14 protein-coding genes are annotated in these 16,207 nt (G+C 53.7%); 8 read left to right on the plus strand and 6 right to left on the minus strand.

Annotated features, from left to right (window positions below):
- Position 1: 1 nt before the first annotated feature.
- From rbsB to kup, 5 genes are all read right to left on the minus strand, one after another.
- Positions 2-889 carry a ribose ABC transporter substrate-binding protein RbsB gene (gene rbsB, locus ACNT1W_RS01980; RefSeq protein WP_041419089.1) on the minus strand — a complete coding sequence of 296 codons (888 nt, stop codon included), beginning with the start codon at positions 887-889 and terminating at the stop codon, positions 2-4.
- A 24-nt stretch (positions 890-913) separates the two neighbouring features.
- Positions 914-1,879 (minus strand): ribose ABC transporter permease, encoded by a 966-nt coding sequence (gene rbsC, locus ACNT1W_RS01985; protein ID WP_419246347.1) that lies wholly within the window; start codon positions 1,877-1,879, stop codon positions 914-916.
- Positions 1,880-1,885: 6 nt separating this feature from the next.
- Positions 1,886-3,391, minus strand: coding sequence for a ribose ABC transporter ATP-binding protein RbsA (rbsA, locus tag ACNT1W_RS01990; protein ID WP_112362308.1), 1,506 nt, complete (start codon positions 3,389-3,391; stop codon positions 1,886-1,888).
- 7 nt (positions 3,392-3,398) lie between these two features.
- Positions 3,399-3,818, minus strand: coding sequence for a D-ribose pyranase (gene rbsD, locus ACNT1W_RS01995; protein ID WP_012147569.1), 420 nt, complete (start codon positions 3,816-3,818; stop codon positions 3,399-3,401).
- A gap of 190 nt (positions 3,819-4,008) precedes the next feature.
- Complete coding sequence (kup, locus tag ACNT1W_RS02000; protein WP_012147570.1) at positions 4,009-5,877, minus strand: low affinity potassium transporter Kup; 1,869 nt, start codon at positions 5,875-5,877, stop codon at positions 4,009-4,011.
- A 283-nt stretch (positions 5,878-6,160) separates the two neighbouring features.
- On the opposite strand from kup, the gene ravA reads away from it, so the two are divergent.
- Positions 6,161-7,669 (plus strand): ATPase RavA, encoded by a 1,509-nt coding sequence (ravA, locus tag ACNT1W_RS02005; RefSeq protein WP_419246348.1) that lies wholly within the window; start codon positions 6,161-6,163, stop codon positions 7,667-7,669.
- A 2-nt stretch (positions 7,670-7,671) separates the two neighbouring features.
- Positions 7,672-9,135, plus strand: a complete 1,464-nt coding sequence (gene viaA / locus ACNT1W_RS02010; RefSeq protein ID WP_012147572.1) for an ATPase RavA stimulator ViaA — start codon at positions 7,672-7,674, stop codon at positions 9,133-9,135.
- Between the two features lie 3 nt (positions 9,136-9,138).
- Here the strand turns inward: viaA and asnA are convergent, their stop codons facing one another.
- A complete protein-coding gene (gene asnA, locus ACNT1W_RS02015; RefSeq protein WP_012147573.1) occupies positions 9,139-10,131 on the minus strand; it encodes an aspartate--ammonia ligase in 993 nt (330 codons plus the stop codon).
- A 155-nt stretch (positions 10,132-10,286) separates the two neighbouring features.
- On the opposite strand from asnA, the gene asnC reads away from it, so the two are divergent.
- The 6 genes from asnC (at position 10,287) to atpB (ending at position 16,181) form a co-directional block, all read left to right on the plus strand.
- Positions 10,287-10,748, plus strand: a complete 462-nt coding sequence (gene asnC, locus ACNT1W_RS02020) for a transcriptional regulator AsnC (protein WP_004950461.1) — start codon at positions 10,287-10,289, stop codon at positions 10,746-10,748.
- Positions 10,749-10,845: 97 nt separating this feature from the next.
- Positions 10,846-11,286, plus strand: a complete 441-nt coding sequence (mioC, locus tag ACNT1W_RS02025; protein ID WP_012147574.1) for an FMN-binding protein MioC — start codon at positions 10,846-10,848, stop codon at positions 11,284-11,286.
- Between the two features lie 381 nt (positions 11,287-11,667).
- Entirely contained in the window at positions 11,668-13,557 is a 1,890-nt protein-coding gene (gene mnmG, locus ACNT1W_RS02030) for a tRNA uridine-5-carboxymethylaminomethyl(34) synthesis enzyme MnmG (protein WP_012147575.1), read from the plus strand.
- 137 nt (positions 13,558-13,694) lie between these two features.
- A complete protein-coding gene (gene rsmG / locus ACNT1W_RS02035) occupies positions 13,695-14,315 on the plus strand; it encodes a 16S rRNA (guanine(527)-N(7))-methyltransferase RsmG (RefSeq protein ID WP_012147576.1) in 621 nt (206 codons plus the stop codon).
- 640 nt (positions 14,316-14,955) lie between these two features.
- Complete coding sequence (atpI, locus tag ACNT1W_RS02040) at positions 14,956-15,339, plus strand: F0F1 ATP synthase subunit I (protein WP_012004480.1); 384 nt, start codon at positions 14,956-14,958, stop codon at positions 15,337-15,339.
- 20 nt (positions 15,340-15,359) lie between these two features.
- Positions 15,360-16,181, plus strand: a complete 822-nt coding sequence (gene atpB, locus ACNT1W_RS02045; RefSeq protein WP_012004481.1) for a F0F1 ATP synthase subunit A — start codon at positions 15,360-15,362, stop codon at positions 16,179-16,181.
- The last annotated feature ends 26 nt before the right edge of the window (positions 16,182-16,207 follow it).

Genomic DNA, 16,207 nt, shown 5'->3' on the forward strand with positions numbered 1-16,207 from the left:
GTTATTTAGTGACCAGTTTCAGATCAACCGGGATAGTGGCCGGCACTTTTTCGCCTTTCAACACTTTATCCGCCGTTTCTACGCCGATTACGCCGATCTGATCCGGGCGCTGCGCCACGGTCGCCGCCAGTTTGCCGCCTTCAACCGCTTTCACGCCGTCAGCGGTGCCGTCGAAGCCTACCACGACCACGTCGGTTTTACCGGCGGTTTGCAACGCACGCAGTGCACCCAGCGCCATTTCATCATTCTGGGCAAATACCGCCTGTACGTCCGGGTGAGCGGTCAGCAGGTTCTGCATCACGTTCAGGCCCTTGGTACGGTCGAAGTCTGCCGGCTGGCTGGCCAGCAGTTTGAATTTGTTCTGATCCAGCGACTGTTTAAAGCCTTCGCCACGTTCACGGGCGGCGGAGGTACCGGCGATCCCTTCCAGCTGGATCACTTTAGCGTCCGTACCCACTTTTTTAGCGATAAAGTCACCGGCCATTTTACCGCCGACGCGGTTATCAGAAGCGATATGGCTGACCACTTCACCTTTGCTCGCCACACGGTCCAGGGTAATGACCGGGATCTTGGCCTGGTTGGCCATCTTGATGGCGTTGCCGACCGCATCGGAGTCGGTTGGGTTAATCAGCAGCAACTTGGGTGCCTGCACCATCAGATCCTGTACGTTCGCCAGTTCTTTCGCCGGGTTATTTTGCGAGTCCAGCACCACCAGGTTGTAACCCAGCTTATTGGCTTCCTGCTGTGCGCCCTCTTTCATTGACACAAAGAACGGGTTATTCAGGGTAGAAACCACCAGCGCGATGGTGTCTTTAGCCAGCGCGTTAGCACTAAGGGAGGCGCTCAGCGCGAAGGCTGAAGCCAGAATTGCCAGTTTTTTCATTTTCATCATCGTGATTCCTGTAGGGGGAGGTTATTTGTTGCTTTTGTTCTCTACCAGAACCGCCAGCAGTATCACCACTGCCTTCACGATCATTTGGTAGTAGGAAGAAACACCCAGTAAATTCAGACCGTTGTTCAGGAAGCCAAGGATCAGTGCCCCGATCAACGTACCAACAATACGACCCTTGCCACCGGCCAGGCTGGTACCACCCAGCACCACCGCGGCAATGGCGTCCAACTCATAGCCGGTACCGGCGGTTGGCTGCGCGGAAGACAGGCGTGCCACTTCGATCACCCCCGCCAACGCCGCCAGCAGTCCACAAAGCGAATAAACGATAATCTTCACTTTATCGACGCTGATGCCGGACAGGCGGGTCGCCGCTTCGTTACCGCCCAGAGCATAAATATAACGGCCCAGACGAGTATGGTGCAGCATGTACCAGGCGGCGATAAACACGATCGCCATAATCCAGATTGGCGTGGGAACGCCCAGCGGACGGCCGATGCCGAACCAGCCGAAGGTATCGGCCACGACGGTAAAGCCGGTATTCACCGGGCTGCCGTTGGTGTAGACCATGGTGACGCCGCGCAACAACAGCATCATCACCAGAGTGGCGATAAACGCCTGCACCTTGCCTTTGGCCACGATCACCCCGGTACAGGCGCCGACTGCCGCTCCCAATGCCAGCGCCGCCGCCACGGCCACCACCGCGTTAACTTCAAAACCGACGATCGACGCCGCCACCGCACCGGTCAGCGCCAGCAGCGATCCCACCGACAGATCGATGCCGGAAGTGAGGATCACCAAGGTCATCCCCACCGCCATAATGGCGTTCACCGAGGTTTGCTGCAGAATATTGAACAGGTTGTTTACGGTGAAGAAATTCGGGCTCATTGAAGAGACCACGGCGATCAGCACCAGCAGAGCAATCAGTGATTTTTGCTCTAACAGCCACTCTTTACTGAACCAGCGTTTTGCCGCACTCTGGGAACTCATATCTGATTACTCCTGCTTTACGCCGTATTGCTTGCCAACGGCCGCAGCCATCAACGCTTCCTGGGTGGCCTGTTCAATCGGGAATTCACCGCTGAGATGTCCTTCGTGCATCACCAGGATGCGGTCGCTCATGCCCAGCACCTCCGGCATTTCCGAAGACACCAGAATGATGCTCAGCCCTTCCTGCTTGAACTGGTTGATTAACTGATAGATTTCTTTTTTGGCACCGACGTCGACACCGCGCGTCGGCTCATCGAGGATCAGCACCTTTGGCCGCGTCATCAGGCCACGGGCGATCGCCACTTTCTGTTGGTTGCCGCCGGAGAGCAGGCCAATCGGCTGTTCCATCGACGGCGTCTTGATATTGAACAAACGGATGAAGTCACCCACGGCCTGTTGCTCTTCTGCCTGTTTCAGGCTGCCGCCGGCACGGCTGAAATAGCGCAGTGCCGTCAGCGACATATTTTCCTTCACCGACATCCCCAGCACCAGACCATCTCGCTTGCGGTCTTCGGAGATATACACAATGCCGTTCGCCAGACCGTCCTGCGGAGAATGGGTCACCACCGGGCGGCCATCGAGGCTGACGGTACCGGATTTGCGCGGTGCGGCACCGTAGAGAATTTTCATCAGCTCGGTACGCCCGGCGCCCATCAGCCCGGCCACACCTAGTATTTCGCCCCGGTACAGGGTAAAGCTGACATCATCCACACCCGGACCGGAAACCTGGCTGACCTCCAGCCGTTTTTCGCCGCGCGGCAGATTCAGGCGTGGGTACTGTTCTTCCAGCTTGCGGCCGACCATCATTTCTATCAGCGAATCTTCCTGCAGCTCGCTGACCGGACGCTCGGCAATAAACTGCCCGTCACGAAACACCGTGACGTCGTCGCAAATTTCAAAAATCTCTTTCAGCCGGTGCGAAATATAAACAATGCCGCGCCCTTCGGCCTTCAGCTCGTTGATCACTTTAAATAAAGAGGCGGTTTCAGTGTCGGTCAGCGCATCCGTCGGTTCATCCATAATGATCACTTTGGATTCGAAGCTCAGCACCTTGGCTATTTCCACCATCTGCTGATCGCCGATCGACAGCTCGCCCACTAACCGGTGGCTGCTGTAACTCAGGTTTAACCGCGCCAACAGCTTGTCGGCTTCGGCATACATGCGCTTCCAGTCGATGCGGCCAATACGGTTCACAAATTCGCGGCCGAGGAAGATGTTTTCCGCGATCGTCAACTGCGGGATCAGGTTCAGTTCCTGATGGATAATGCCAATACCCGCTTCTTGCGAATCCTTTGGCCCAGTGAATGCCACCTCTTTACCGAGAAAATACTGACTGCCGGCGTCTTTGTTATAAATACCGGTCAGCACTTTCATCATGGTGGATTTCCCGGCACCGTTTTCCCCCACCAGCGCCATCACCTTGCCGGGATAAACGCTGAGTGCGGCGCCGGAAAGCGCCTTCACGCCGGGAAAGGCTTTATCGATCCCTTTCAGTTGCAGTAAAGGTTGCATAAATGCCTCAGAAAGTTACGCCGGCGCAGAGGATGACATTCGCATACGGCGAACATTCCCCGCTGCGGATCACTGCCCGGCTATGTTCAGTTTGCGCTTTGAACGCACTGTGGCTGATATAGCTCACGCTGATGGTATTGCCCTGGTGTTGGCCAAGTTCGGTCAGTTGAGCCAACAACGCACGATGGAGCTGCGGATTTTGTTTAACTATCTCTTCCGCCAGAATGGCGCTCTCTACCTGCATTTCCTGCGTCACTACCCCGAGCACCTGCAAAAACGTCGGTACACCCTGGGTCAGCGCCAGATCGATACGCTGCGTTGCCGCCGGAATAGGCAACCCCGCATCACAGATGACGATCTGGTCGGTATGGCCGAGGCGGGAAACCACGGCAGAAACATCAGCATTCAGCAGCACGCCTTTTTTCATTTTTTCTTCTCACTCCACCAGCGAAACGTTTCGCTTGTGTCTGGAGTTTAAAAAAACGCCAACAGAAGGCAACCGGGACAGTGCAGAAATGTGATCGCTATCGAAACGTTTCGCTGGTGTTACCGAGAACATAGTTACCGAGAACATAAACAGAAAGGGCCCAGCGGTTGCTGAGCCCTTGAGGGGGAAGTTAAATCTCGACCTGGGTTCCCAGCTCGATCACCCTATTGGGTGGGATCTCAAACTGGTCCGGCGCACGCAGCGCGTTTCGGCTCAGTGCGATAAACAGCTTGCCGCGCAGGAACAGGTACCACGGCCGCTTGGTCAGGATTAACGACTCATGCGACATAAAGAACGAGGTTTCCGTCATCCGACACGGCAGCCCTTCCAACCCACAGCGGTGGAACACTTCCTCCACGTTCGGCGTTTCACGCCAGCCGTAGCTGGCCACCACCCGCCAGAAGGTTGGCGAAAGTTGTTCGATAGTTACCCGCCGCACGTTGTGGACGTAAGGAGCATCTTCAGTGCGCAGCGTCAACAGCACCACTCGCTCATGCAGCACCTTATTGTGTTTAAGGTTATGCAGCAGCGCAAAAGGGATCACGTTGATGGCACGCGACATAAAGACCGCAGTTCCGGGCACCCGTACCGGCGGTGATTTTTCCAGCGAGGCGATCATTGCCTCGAGGGAATTGCCATGTTCGTGCATGCGGCGCAACAGGCGGAAACGCTCGCTTTTCCAGGTGGTCATGATGATGAACATCACCAGTGCCAGCAGCAACGGCAGCCAACCGCCAGAGAACAGCTTCAGGGCGTTGGCGGAGAACATCGGCACATCAATAATCAGCAAGATAACCAGAATGCCAACGGCGAAGAAGCGGTTCCAGTGCCAATTTTTGATCGCCACCGAGGTCACCAGAATACTGGTCAATACCATGGTGCCGGTCACCGCAATACCGTATGCCGCCGCCAGATTACTGGAATGTTCGAAACCAATAATCACCAGCACGACCGCGATATACAGCGTCCAGTTGATCACCGGGATGTAGATTTGACCGGATTCCATCTCCGAAGTATGGATGATGCGCATCGGCGACAGGTAACCCAGACGCACCGCCTGGCGGGTCAGCGAGAACACGCCGGAGATCACCGCCTGTGAGGCGATAACCGTAGCCAGCGTTGCCAGAATCAACAGCGGGATCAGCGCCCAGTCCGGTGCCAGCAGGAAGAACGGGTTTTTAATTGCCTCAGGATTTTTCAGCAGCAAGGCACCCTGGCCGAAATAATTCAGCACCAGCGAAGGCAGCACCACGGTGAACCAGGCCAGACGAATAGGGAATTTGCCAAAGTGACCCATGTCGGCGTACAGCGCCTCAACGCCGGTGATCGACAGCACAACCGCACCCAGCGCAAAGAACGAAACCTTCTTATATTCGATAAAGAAGTTCAGCGCCCATTTCGGGTTCAGCGCCTGCAGCACCTCCGGGTTGGCCATGATGCTACGAGCCCCCAGCACCGCCAGAACGATAAACCACAGCAGCATGACCGGCGCAAACAGCTTGCCGACGCTGCCGGTACCGTGCTTTTGGATGGCGAACAACAGGGTCAATACCAGAATCGACAGCGGGACTATATAGCCATCCAGCGACGGCGCGGCAATTTCCAAACCTTCTATCGCCGACATCACCGATATCGCCGGGGTGATCACCACCTCGCCATAGAAGAAGCTGCCGCCAATCAGACCCAGGATCACCAATATGGACGTTGTCCGCGCCGAAGTATGGCGCCCGGCCAGCGACATCAGCGTCAGTATCCCCCCTTCACCGGCGTTATCCGCCCGCATGACGTAGGTGAGGTACTTGAGGGAAACAATGATGATTAACATCCAGAAGATCAGCGAAAGAAAACCGAAAACCACGTCTGGACGAACATCGAAGCCGTAATGGCCGGAGAAACACTCTCGGAGAGTATAGAGAGGGCTGGTGCCGATATCACCGTAAACCACCCCAATTGCCGCCAGGGTTACCGCCGATAAGGACTGTTTATGCTCTGTGCTCATAATTCGTTTCTTTATTAGAACATCCGTTAGCGATGCATCCGCATCCGCCAGAGATACGGGCTCTAAGATCCGTTACGCCCACTAAAAGGCGCACAGTATGCACGATTTATACTGCTTGCCTATCCTTATATCAGAGCTTAAAAATAAACAAAATGTGAACCAGCCACCCTTTTGATAATAGAAAGATTTTACTAATCAACAAGCTATACCATTAAAAATAATGGTGGTTTATCATCGGATTATCCACCAAGATTGGCTAACCCTCGGACAACACGACAATAATATGGCGTCATCATCACTTCTTGCAGAACGGATTTCCCGCCTCAGCAGCGCGCTGGAGAGCGGTCTTTATGAACGGCAGGAAGCCATTCGCCTGTGTTTGCTGGCGGCGCTCAGCGGTGAAAGCGTGTTTCTGCTTGGCCCACCGGGCATCGCCAAAAGCCTGATTGCCCGTCGGCTAAAATTCGCCTTTCGCAGCGCGCGCTCGTTTGAATACCTGATGACGCGCTTCTCAACGCCGGAAGAAGTGTTCGGCCCATTGTCGATCCAGGCGTTAAAGGACGAAGGCCGCTACCAACGTCTGACCACCGGCTACCTGCCCGAAGCGGAAATCGTGTTTCTGGATGAGATCTGGAAGGCCGGCCCGGCGATCCTCAATACCCTGCTGACGGCGATTAACGAACGCCGCTTCCGTAACGGTAATAACGAAGAACCCATCCCACTGCGGCTGCTGGTCACCGCCTCCAACGAACTGCCGGAAGCCGACAACAGTCTGGAAGCCTTGTATGACCGCATGTTGATACGCCTGTGGTTGGATAAAGTGCAGGACAAACAGAATTTCCGCTCACTGCTGGTCAGCCGCCAGAACGAGAATGAAAACCCGGTGCCCGAAGCACTGAGCATCAGTGACGAGGAATATCACCAGTGGCAATCGCAGATCGACAAAATCAAACTGCCTGAGAATTGCTTTGAACTGATATTCCAACTGCGCCAGCGGCTGGATGCACTGGAAAGTGCCCCTTACGTTTCCGATCGTCGCTGGAAAAAAGCGCTGCGGCTGTTGCAGGCCTGTGCTTTCTTCAGTGGTCGCGACACCGTGGCCCCAATCGATCTGCTGCTGCTGAAAGACTGCCTGTGGCACGACCTCAGCTCGCTGAAACTGCTGCAACAGCAAGTTGAGCAGTTGCTGAACGAGTCGGCCTATCAACAGCAAACCTTGCTGATCCAACTGCAACAGATCCATACCCGCTGGCTACAGCATCAGCAACAGCAGAGCGACAGCCAGGCTATTACATTGGTAAAAAAGGGCGGCATGTTCAGCAGAAAGCCCCAGTTTGCCCTGGCCACGCCACTCGGTACCGGCACCCTGACCCTGTTGCTGCAAAAACCGCTGCAGCTGCATGATATTCAGGTCAACCATCTGAGTATTGAAAACATCGCGCTGGAAAACTGGCTGCAAAAAGGCGGCGACGTGCGCGCCAAACTGAACGGCATTGGCTTTGCTCAGCAGATTGACCTGGAAGTGGACGAGCAACTGCATCTGACGGTACTGGACGTCAGCCGCCAGCCCTCTTTACTGGCCCAGCCCGGCAAGCAGACCAGCGGCACGCCGCAGGCAATGCTGGACGAAATGGATCAGCTTGCACAGCGCCTGGCAGAACAGCGTCGGTTATTCAGTCAGCATCAGCCCTGCCTGTTTACCCCTGTCGCCAGGCTGGCAAAAATTGAGGCCAGCCTGCTGCAGGTGGCGGAACAAATCAAACAGCAGCACCAGCAAATGCGCGGCCAGTAATTATGCTCAGCCTGGAGACGCTCGATCTGCTGCTGGCGATCACCGAAGGTGAACTGATCGAGGAGATGATCATCGGTATGCTGGCGGCACCGCAGCTGTCGATTTTCTTCAAAAAGTTTCCGGCGATCCGCCGGGCGCTGGATCGCGACCTGCCACGCTGGAAGCTACAGCTGAAAGAACGCCTGCATGAAGCCATGGTGCCGCCCGCGCTGGCACAGGAATTCTATCGTTATCAACAGTGTCAGCTAGAGAACAACACCCAGTTCTTCCACAACCTTAACGACACCCTGGATCTGCTGCGTCAGTTGGTTTCTCCCTTTTATGAGCAGGCGCGCTCACTGGTGGACGCCGCCGATCTGCCCAACCATCCACTGGATGACAGCTTCCAAACCCTGTTTCTGCAGCGCTGGCGCATCAGCCTGACGCTGCAGGCCACCATGATGCATCACCAATTGCTGGAACAGGAACGCGAACAGCTGATGGCGGAGCTGCAGGAACGTCTGGCGCTGAGTGGCGCCCTGGAGCCGCTGCTGTCGGAAAACGACACCGCTGCCGGGCGGCTGTGGGATATGAGTAAAGGCCATCTGCAACGGGGTGATTATCAACGGCTGGTGGAATACGGCAATTTCTTGCAGCAGCAACCGGAACTGAAAAAGCTGGCACAGCAGCTTGGGCGCAGCTATCAGGCCAAGGCGGTGCAACAGCAGGACGCGTTGCCGGAGCCTTTCCGCGTGATGGTGCAGGTGCCGGCCACGCTACCGGAAGAGGTCAGCGGCATTCACCAGAGCGACGATATTCTGCGCCTGCTGCCGCCCGAGTTGGTCACGCTGGGCATTGAAGAGCTGGAGTTTGAGTTTTACCGCCGCCTGCTGGAAAAACGGCTTTTGAGCTATCGTCTGCAGGGCGATGTCTGGCAGGAACAGATCCATATCCGTCAGGTCACTCACCAGCAGCAGGATCAACAACCTCGCGGGCCGTTTATTGTCTGCGTGGATACCTCAGGTTCGATGGGCGGTTTCAACGAGCAGTGCGCCAAGGCTTTCTGTCTGGCGCTGTTGCGCATTGCGCTGGCGGATAATCGCCGCTGCTACATCATGCTGTTCGCCAACCAGATAGTGCATTACGAACTGACCGCCGCCAGCGGTATTGAGCAGGCGGTTCGCTTTCTCGGTCAGCATTTTCGCGGCGGCACCGATCTGGCGGCCTGCCTGAATGCCACGGTGAGCAAAATGACGGAAAGCGGCTGGTTCGACGCCGACGCGGTGATCATTTCTGACTTTATTGCCCAGCGATTGCCGGAGGAGATAATAAAGAAGGTTAAACAACAGCAGCAAAACCACCAGCAGCGCTTTCACGCAGTGGCGATGTCCAACTACGGCAAGCCCGGTATCATGCGCATCTTCGATCATATCTGGCGCTTTGATACCGGGTTAAAAAGCCGCTTAATGCGCCGCTGGCGGCGCTGAGTATTACAGCAGCCCTTCTACCGCCTCACGTACCTGAGGTGACCACACGCCGCACTGTACCTGCCCGATGTGCGACAGTTGCAGCAATAGCATCACCAGGCGCGACTGACCGATACCGCCACCGATGGTTTGTGGCATCTCGCCACGCAGCAATGACTGATGCCATTCCAGCGCCAGGCGATCTTCATCACCGGTCTGTGCCAATTGGCGTTTCAGCGCGCTGGCGTCAACGCGGATCCCCATAGAAGAAAGTTCGAAGGCGTCCTGCAGCACCGGGTTCCATACCAGGATGTCACCGTTCAGGCCGGCCAACCCTTCAGCTGCTGGGGTGGTCCAGTCATCATAATCCGGCGCACGCACATCGTGTGATTTGCCGTGTGACAATTTGCCACCAATACCGATCAGAAATACCGCGCCCAGCTCTTTAGCAATCGCCCGCTCACGGCCTTTGGCATCCAGTTCAGGGTAGCGTTGCAGCAGGGTTTCGCTGTGCACAAAATGGATTTGCTCCGGCAGGAACGGCGTTAAGCCGTATTCGCGACTCACTTCCCCTTCGGTAGCCTTAATCGCCGCATAAATACTGCGCACGGTGCTTTCGAGGTAATCCTGGCTGCGTTCGCCATCGCCCATCACCCGCTCCCAGTCCCATTGATCAACGTAAACCGAATGGATGGCGCTCAGACGATCTTCGTCCGGACGCAGTGCTTTCATATGGGTATACAGGCCTTCACCGGCGCCAAAGTCATAGCTGCCCAGCGTTTTACGCTTCCATTTGGCCAGTGAGTGCACCACTTCGAAGGTGGCGTCCGGCAGGGTTTTCACCTTTACCTGTACCGCTTTCTCGCTACCGGACAGGTTGTCCTGGGTGCCGTCACCCAGACGGCTGAGGATCGGCGCCTGTACTTCGATCAGGCCAAGCTGTTGTTCCAACTGGCGGGAGAAAAAGGATTTAACCAGGCTGATTTGTTGTTGTTTTTGAATAAACTGTTTTTTCATTGCCGTATCTCTTATAAACCTGTCTCTGTTGCCAACGATTAAGCAACAGAACGGCACCACAATTCAATATCCGCTAATCAATATTGCCTTTTCACTTTTAATCGTTCATTTTGATGCGGTAATAATTCAACAATCAGCAATTAGTGGGGGATTAAATGGCTGAAAATTATCAGATCGATAATCTCGATCGAGGCATTCTTAATGCCTTGATGGAAAACGCGCGCACGCCTTATGCCGAACTGGCGAAGAACTTTGCCGTCAGTCCCGGAACCATTCACGTGCGAGTAGAGAAGATGAAGCAGGCCGGTATCATCACCGGAGCAAGGGTAGACGTGAATCCCAAACGCCTGGGCTACGACGTCTGCTGTTTTATCGGCATTATATTAAAGAGTGCCAAAGACTATCCTTCTGCACTGAAAAAGCTCGAAAGCCTGGAGGAAGTGGTCGAGGCCTATTACACCACCGGCCACTACAGCGTGTTTATCAAAGTGATGTGCCGCTCGATAGATGCGCTGCAACAAGTACTTATCAACAAGATCCAGACTATCGACGAGATCCAGTCAACTGAAACCCTGATCTCGCTGCAGAACCCCATCATGCGTACCATCACTCCCTAGCCAACTATTTACTATACCCATATTATCCACAGGTAGATCCCAGCCGATTCACAGCGTACAATGCTGCCACTTTGAGAAGGTTGGGATCATTCATTTCATGGCAGACATTACTCTGATCAGTGGCAGTACGCTTGGCAGTGCCGAGTACGTAGCCGAGCACCTGGCTGAAAAGCTGGAAGCGGCAGGCTTTACTACCGAGACCCTGCACGGCCCTGAATTGGATGAATTGACCCTGTCCGGACGCTGGCTGGTGGTGTCTTCGACCCATGGCGCCGGGGATTTACCGGATAACCTGCAACCGCTGCTGGAACAAATAGAAGAACAGCTTCCTGATTTATCCCAGGTGCAGTTCGGTGCAGTCGGTTTGGGCAGCTCTGAATACGACACTTTCTGTGGTGCGATCCAACGGATCGACGATCTTCTGATTGCCCGTGGAGCGAAAAGGATCGGCGATCGGCTCGAGATCGACGTGACTGAACACGAAATTCCTGAGGATCCAGCAGAGGAATGGGTGAAAAATTGGATTAATTTACTCTAATTTGTTCAAAGATCACCCGAACGATTGTGGATAACTATGCTTAAAAGCAGGGTAAAACCGGTAGTTATCCCAATAACAACCTTAGGTCGCTTTTTGTCCTGTGCATAACATGCCATTTAGATCCCAGCTTATAAGCCATAGGATCACCGATCATTCACAGCTAACGATCCTCCTTAATTAGCTGATCTCAATCGCGAATAATCACTTATCCACAGAAGATCGCGATCCTAATAAGAGATCTAATAAAGAGATCTTTAAATAAAAAGATCTTCTTTTAATTACTCAAGGATCCTGACCACTTGGTCGATCGACTAAACTTGAGTAGAATCCATCACCCCAGGGCAAACAACGATCGTTCGCAATACGACGAGGTGCAGTTCCATGTTTTATCCAGAGCAATTTGACGTCATCATCATCGGTGGTGGCCATGCCGGTACCGAAGCCGCTATGGCTGCGGCACGTATGGGACGTCAGACTTTATTACTGACTCACAATATCGATACGCTGGGGCAAATGTCTTGCAACCCGGCGATTGGCGGTATTGGTAAAGGGCATCTGGTTAAGGAAATTGATGCACTTGGCGGCCTGATGGCCACGGCGATCGACCATGCCGGTATCCAGTTTAGGATACTAAACGCCAGCAAAGGCCCTGCGGTACGAGCCACCCGGGCTCAGGCTGACCGAGTACTGTATCGTCAAGCGGTACGTACTGCTCTGGAGAACCAGCCCAATCTGATGATCTTCCAGCAACCGGTCGAAGATCTGATCGTGGAAAACGATCGCGTTGTCGGTGCCGTGACCCAAATGGGGCTAAAATTCCGCGCCAAGGCGGTAGTACTGACCGTAGGTACCTTCCTGGACGGCAAGATCCACATTGGCCTGGAAAACTACAGCGGTGGCCGTGCTGGAGATCCGCCATCGATCTCACTGTCACAGCGACTGCGTGAATTGCCTTTGCGTGTTAACCGACTGAAAACCGGCACACCGCCGCGTATCGATGCCCGCAGCATAGATTTCAGCGTATTGGCACCTCAACACGGTGATACACCGATCCCGGTGTTCTCGTTCATGGGCAACGCTGGGCAACACCCTGAACAAATGGCGTGTTACATCACCTACACCAATGAAAAAACCCATGATGTGATCCGTAATAACCTCGATCGCAGCCCGATGTATGCCGGGATCATCGAAGGGATCGGCCCGCGTTACTGCCCGTCGATCGAAGACAAGGTGATGCGTTTTGCCGATCGTAACGCGCACCAGATCTTCCTTGAGCCGGAAGGCCTGACCAGCAATGAAATTTATCCAAACGGCATCTCCACCAGCCTGCCGTTTGACGTACAGATGCAGATCGTCCGTTCGATGGAAGGGATGCAAAATGCCCGGATCATTCGACCAGGCTATGCCATCGAGTATGATTTCTTCGATCCTCGCGATCTGAAGCCGACGCTGGAAAGCAAATTTATTCAGGGCCTGTTCTTCGCCGGCCAGATCAACGGCACCACCGGTTACGAAGAGGCTGCAGCGCAAGGCCTGTTGGCCGGCCTGAATGCCGGGCGCTACGCCAATGAAGACGAAGGCTGGTCACCACGCCGCGATCAGGCTTATCTGGGCGTGCTGGTGGACGACCTCAGCACCCTGGGCACCAAAGAGCCGTACCGCATGTTCACATCACGTGCCGAATACCGCCTGATGTTACGTGAAGACAATGCCGATCTGCGCCTGACGGAAAAAGGCCGCGAACTGGGCCTGGTGGACGATGCCCGCTGGGCACGCTTTAGCGAAAAACTCGAGCACATCGAACAGGAACGTCAGCGCCTGCGCGACATCTGGATGCACCCGCACGCCGAAAACGTCGAGCAGGTGAATGCGCTGCTGAAAGCACCGCTGTCGCGTGAAGCCAACGGTGAAGAACTGCTGCGCCGCCCGGAAATGGATTACACCCAATTGACCTCCGTCGCGGCATTTGCGCCGCCGCTGGCCGATACTCAGGCAGCCGAGCAGGTTGAGATCCAGGTAAAATACGAAGGTTATATTGCTCGCCAGCAGGAAGAGATCGAAAAACAGCAGCGCAATGAGAACACCGTGCTGCCGTTGGATCTCGATTACCAGCAGGTTTCTGGCCTGTCGAATGAAGTGATCGCCAAGTTGAATGACCACAAGCCGAATTCGATCGGCCAGGCTTCACGCATTTCTGGCATCACGCCGGCGGCGATCTCAATTCTACTGATTTGGCTGAAAAAGCAGGGGCTGCTGCGCCGCAGCGCATAAATCCTGTTTTTGGGCGGCCGTTTGATTATTTGATCGGCAAACGGCCGCTGACATCGTTTCTGGCCTGAATTATTATGGTCACCTTCTTGGGCAGCCCCTACCTGGCTTGCCGTTGTGCGCCAGTCTAAGGACTCATTGTGCAGAAAAAATTAGATTCGTTGCTCAAAGCGGCAGGCATTACGCTTCCCGATCGGCAAAAACAGCAGTTGCTGGGCTATGTCGGCATGCTGGATAAGTGGAACAAGGCGTATAACCTCACTTCGGTGCGCGATCCGCAGCAAATGCTGGTTCGCCATATTCTCGACAGCATCGTAGTTAACCCGCATCTGCAGGGTAAGCGTTTTATCGACGTGGGCACCGGTCCCGGCTTGCCAGGCATTCCGCTGGCCATTGTTCGTCCCGATTCCCATTTCACCTTGCTCGACAGCCTGGGCAAGCGTGTACGCTTCCTGCGTCAGGTGCAGCATGAACTGGGTTTGACCAACGTAGAGCCGGTTCAGAGCCGCGTTGAGGAGTTTCCTGCGGAGCCGCCGTTTGACGGCGTCATCAGCCGCGCCTTCGCCTCACTGCAGGATATGCTGTCCTGGTGTCATCATTTGCCGGCAAAAGGGCAGGGGCGTTTCTACGCGCTGAAAGGAGTACGCCCAGACGAAGAGCTTACGCAGTTGCCGCCGGGCATTGAGTTGGAATCGGTCGTACGTCTGCAGGTACCGGAACTCGAAGGTGAACGTCATCTGGTTATCCTTAAGGCAAACTGAGTTTGTTTTTGATCAAGTAAGCGCTAATTAAAAGATAGTGCCCATGGTTAAAGTAAGCAGACTAATCAATGGGTGGTTTTTTTAGTTAATTTACTTTTTATTAACACAAAAATAGCCACCAATTGGTGACAATAGGGTAATTGCAGATCGTAATAGTTTCGTTAGCAACCATAAGTGAAGGATCTTGCTTTGCTGCTAATGTTAATTAGCTGTTGGAATATTATCCCTGAAGCTGTCAATAAAAGGTTTTTAGCGGGTAGACGGATTGTTTTTGAACAGTTAACTTGTAATATTCTGATTTATAATATCTTTTTGATCGCCCGATTTGCTAAAGACGCTTTGGTTGGCCGTGGGCTATAAATCAGAAATAGGTATTATTGTGAGCAACTACACGTTTCTTGCTGTAACACTGGAATAATCAGACAATTAAATGAGCCCTATTATTCCGACCGTTTTCTTGTGAAAATAGCCTGAAATGGGGGAATTTAAATAATTGTTCACCTTTTCGCTACTTATCGATTGAATTCGTTGGTATGCCCCGTATAATTTGCTCGTTTTTTGCTGCTTGACTCAGAGCAGTAAAGAAAGTTTTATACGTCACTCAGCATACCTCCTCAGGGGTACGGAGAGAACAAACGTCATGTCTGTGTCCCTTTACAGCGGAAAAGTTGCTCGCAAATTGCTGTTTCTGCAGTTAATGACTTTTGTTCTGATCAGCGCTGCTTTCGGTCTGAAAAGCCTGGAATGGAGCGGTTCGGCATTGGCGGGCGGTCTCGCTGCCTGGTTGCCGAGCACCATGTTTATGCTGTTTGCCTTGCGCCATCAGGCGCAGACGCCGGCACCCGGTCGGGTTGCCTGGTCGTTCGCCATCGGCGAGGGATTAAAGGTCCTGATCACCATAGTTTTGTTGATCGTGGCGCTTGGGGTGTTTAAAGCGGCGTTTGTACCGCTTGGCCTGACCTATTTAGCGGTGTTAGTGGTGCAGATAGTGGCACCGGCCGTGATTAACAGTTACCGAACTTAACTAAAAGGGTAAGAGGCATCATGTCTGCATCTGGAGAAAATGGGACTGCAAAGGACTATATCAGCCACCATCTGAATAACCTTCAGTTGGATCTGCGTACTTTTCAGTTAGTTGAACCACACTCTGGTACCCCGACATTCTGGACGTTGAACATTGACTCATTGTTCTTCTCTGTGGTGTTGGGCGCGCTGTTCTTGTTTATCTTCAAGAAAGTAGCCAATACAGCCACCAGCGGTGTACCGGGGAAACTTCAAACTGCCGTCGAACTTATCATGGGCTTCGTCGACAGTAGCGTTCGTGATATGTATCACGGCAAGAGCAAGGTTATTGCTCCGCTGGCGCTGACCGTGTTTGTCTGGGTATTCCTGATGAACATGATGGATCTGCTGCCAATCGATCTGCTGCCGTTTATTGGCGAGCATGTGTTTGGTTTGCCGGCACTGCGTGTCGTCCCTACCGCAGACGTGAGTATTACACTGTCGATGGCGTTGGGCGTATTTATCCTGATTCTGTTCTATAGCATCAAAATGAAAGGCGTTGGTGGGTTCGTTAAAGAGTTAACCATGCAGCCGTTCAACCATCCGTTATTCATTCCAATCAACCTGATTCTTGAAGGTGTCAGCCTGCTGTCCAAGCCTGTTTCACTGGGCCTGCGACTGTTCGGCAACATGTATGCGGGTGAGTTGATCTTCATCCTGATTGCCGGTTTGTTGCCGTGGTGGTCACAGTGGCTTCTGAATGTGCCTTGGGCTATTTTCCACATCCTGATCATTACGCTTCAAGCCTTTATTTTCATGGTTCTGACGATTGTCTATCTCTCGATGGCATCTGAAGAGCACTGATTTTCTTAAAACACTTGTACTTTTAA

Origin of the sequence: Serratia sp. NFX21, assembly GCF_048517035.1 — a bacterium.
Taxonomy (GTDB): Bacteria; Pseudomonadota; Gammaproteobacteria; order Enterobacterales; family Enterobacteriaceae; genus Serratia; species Serratia quinivorans.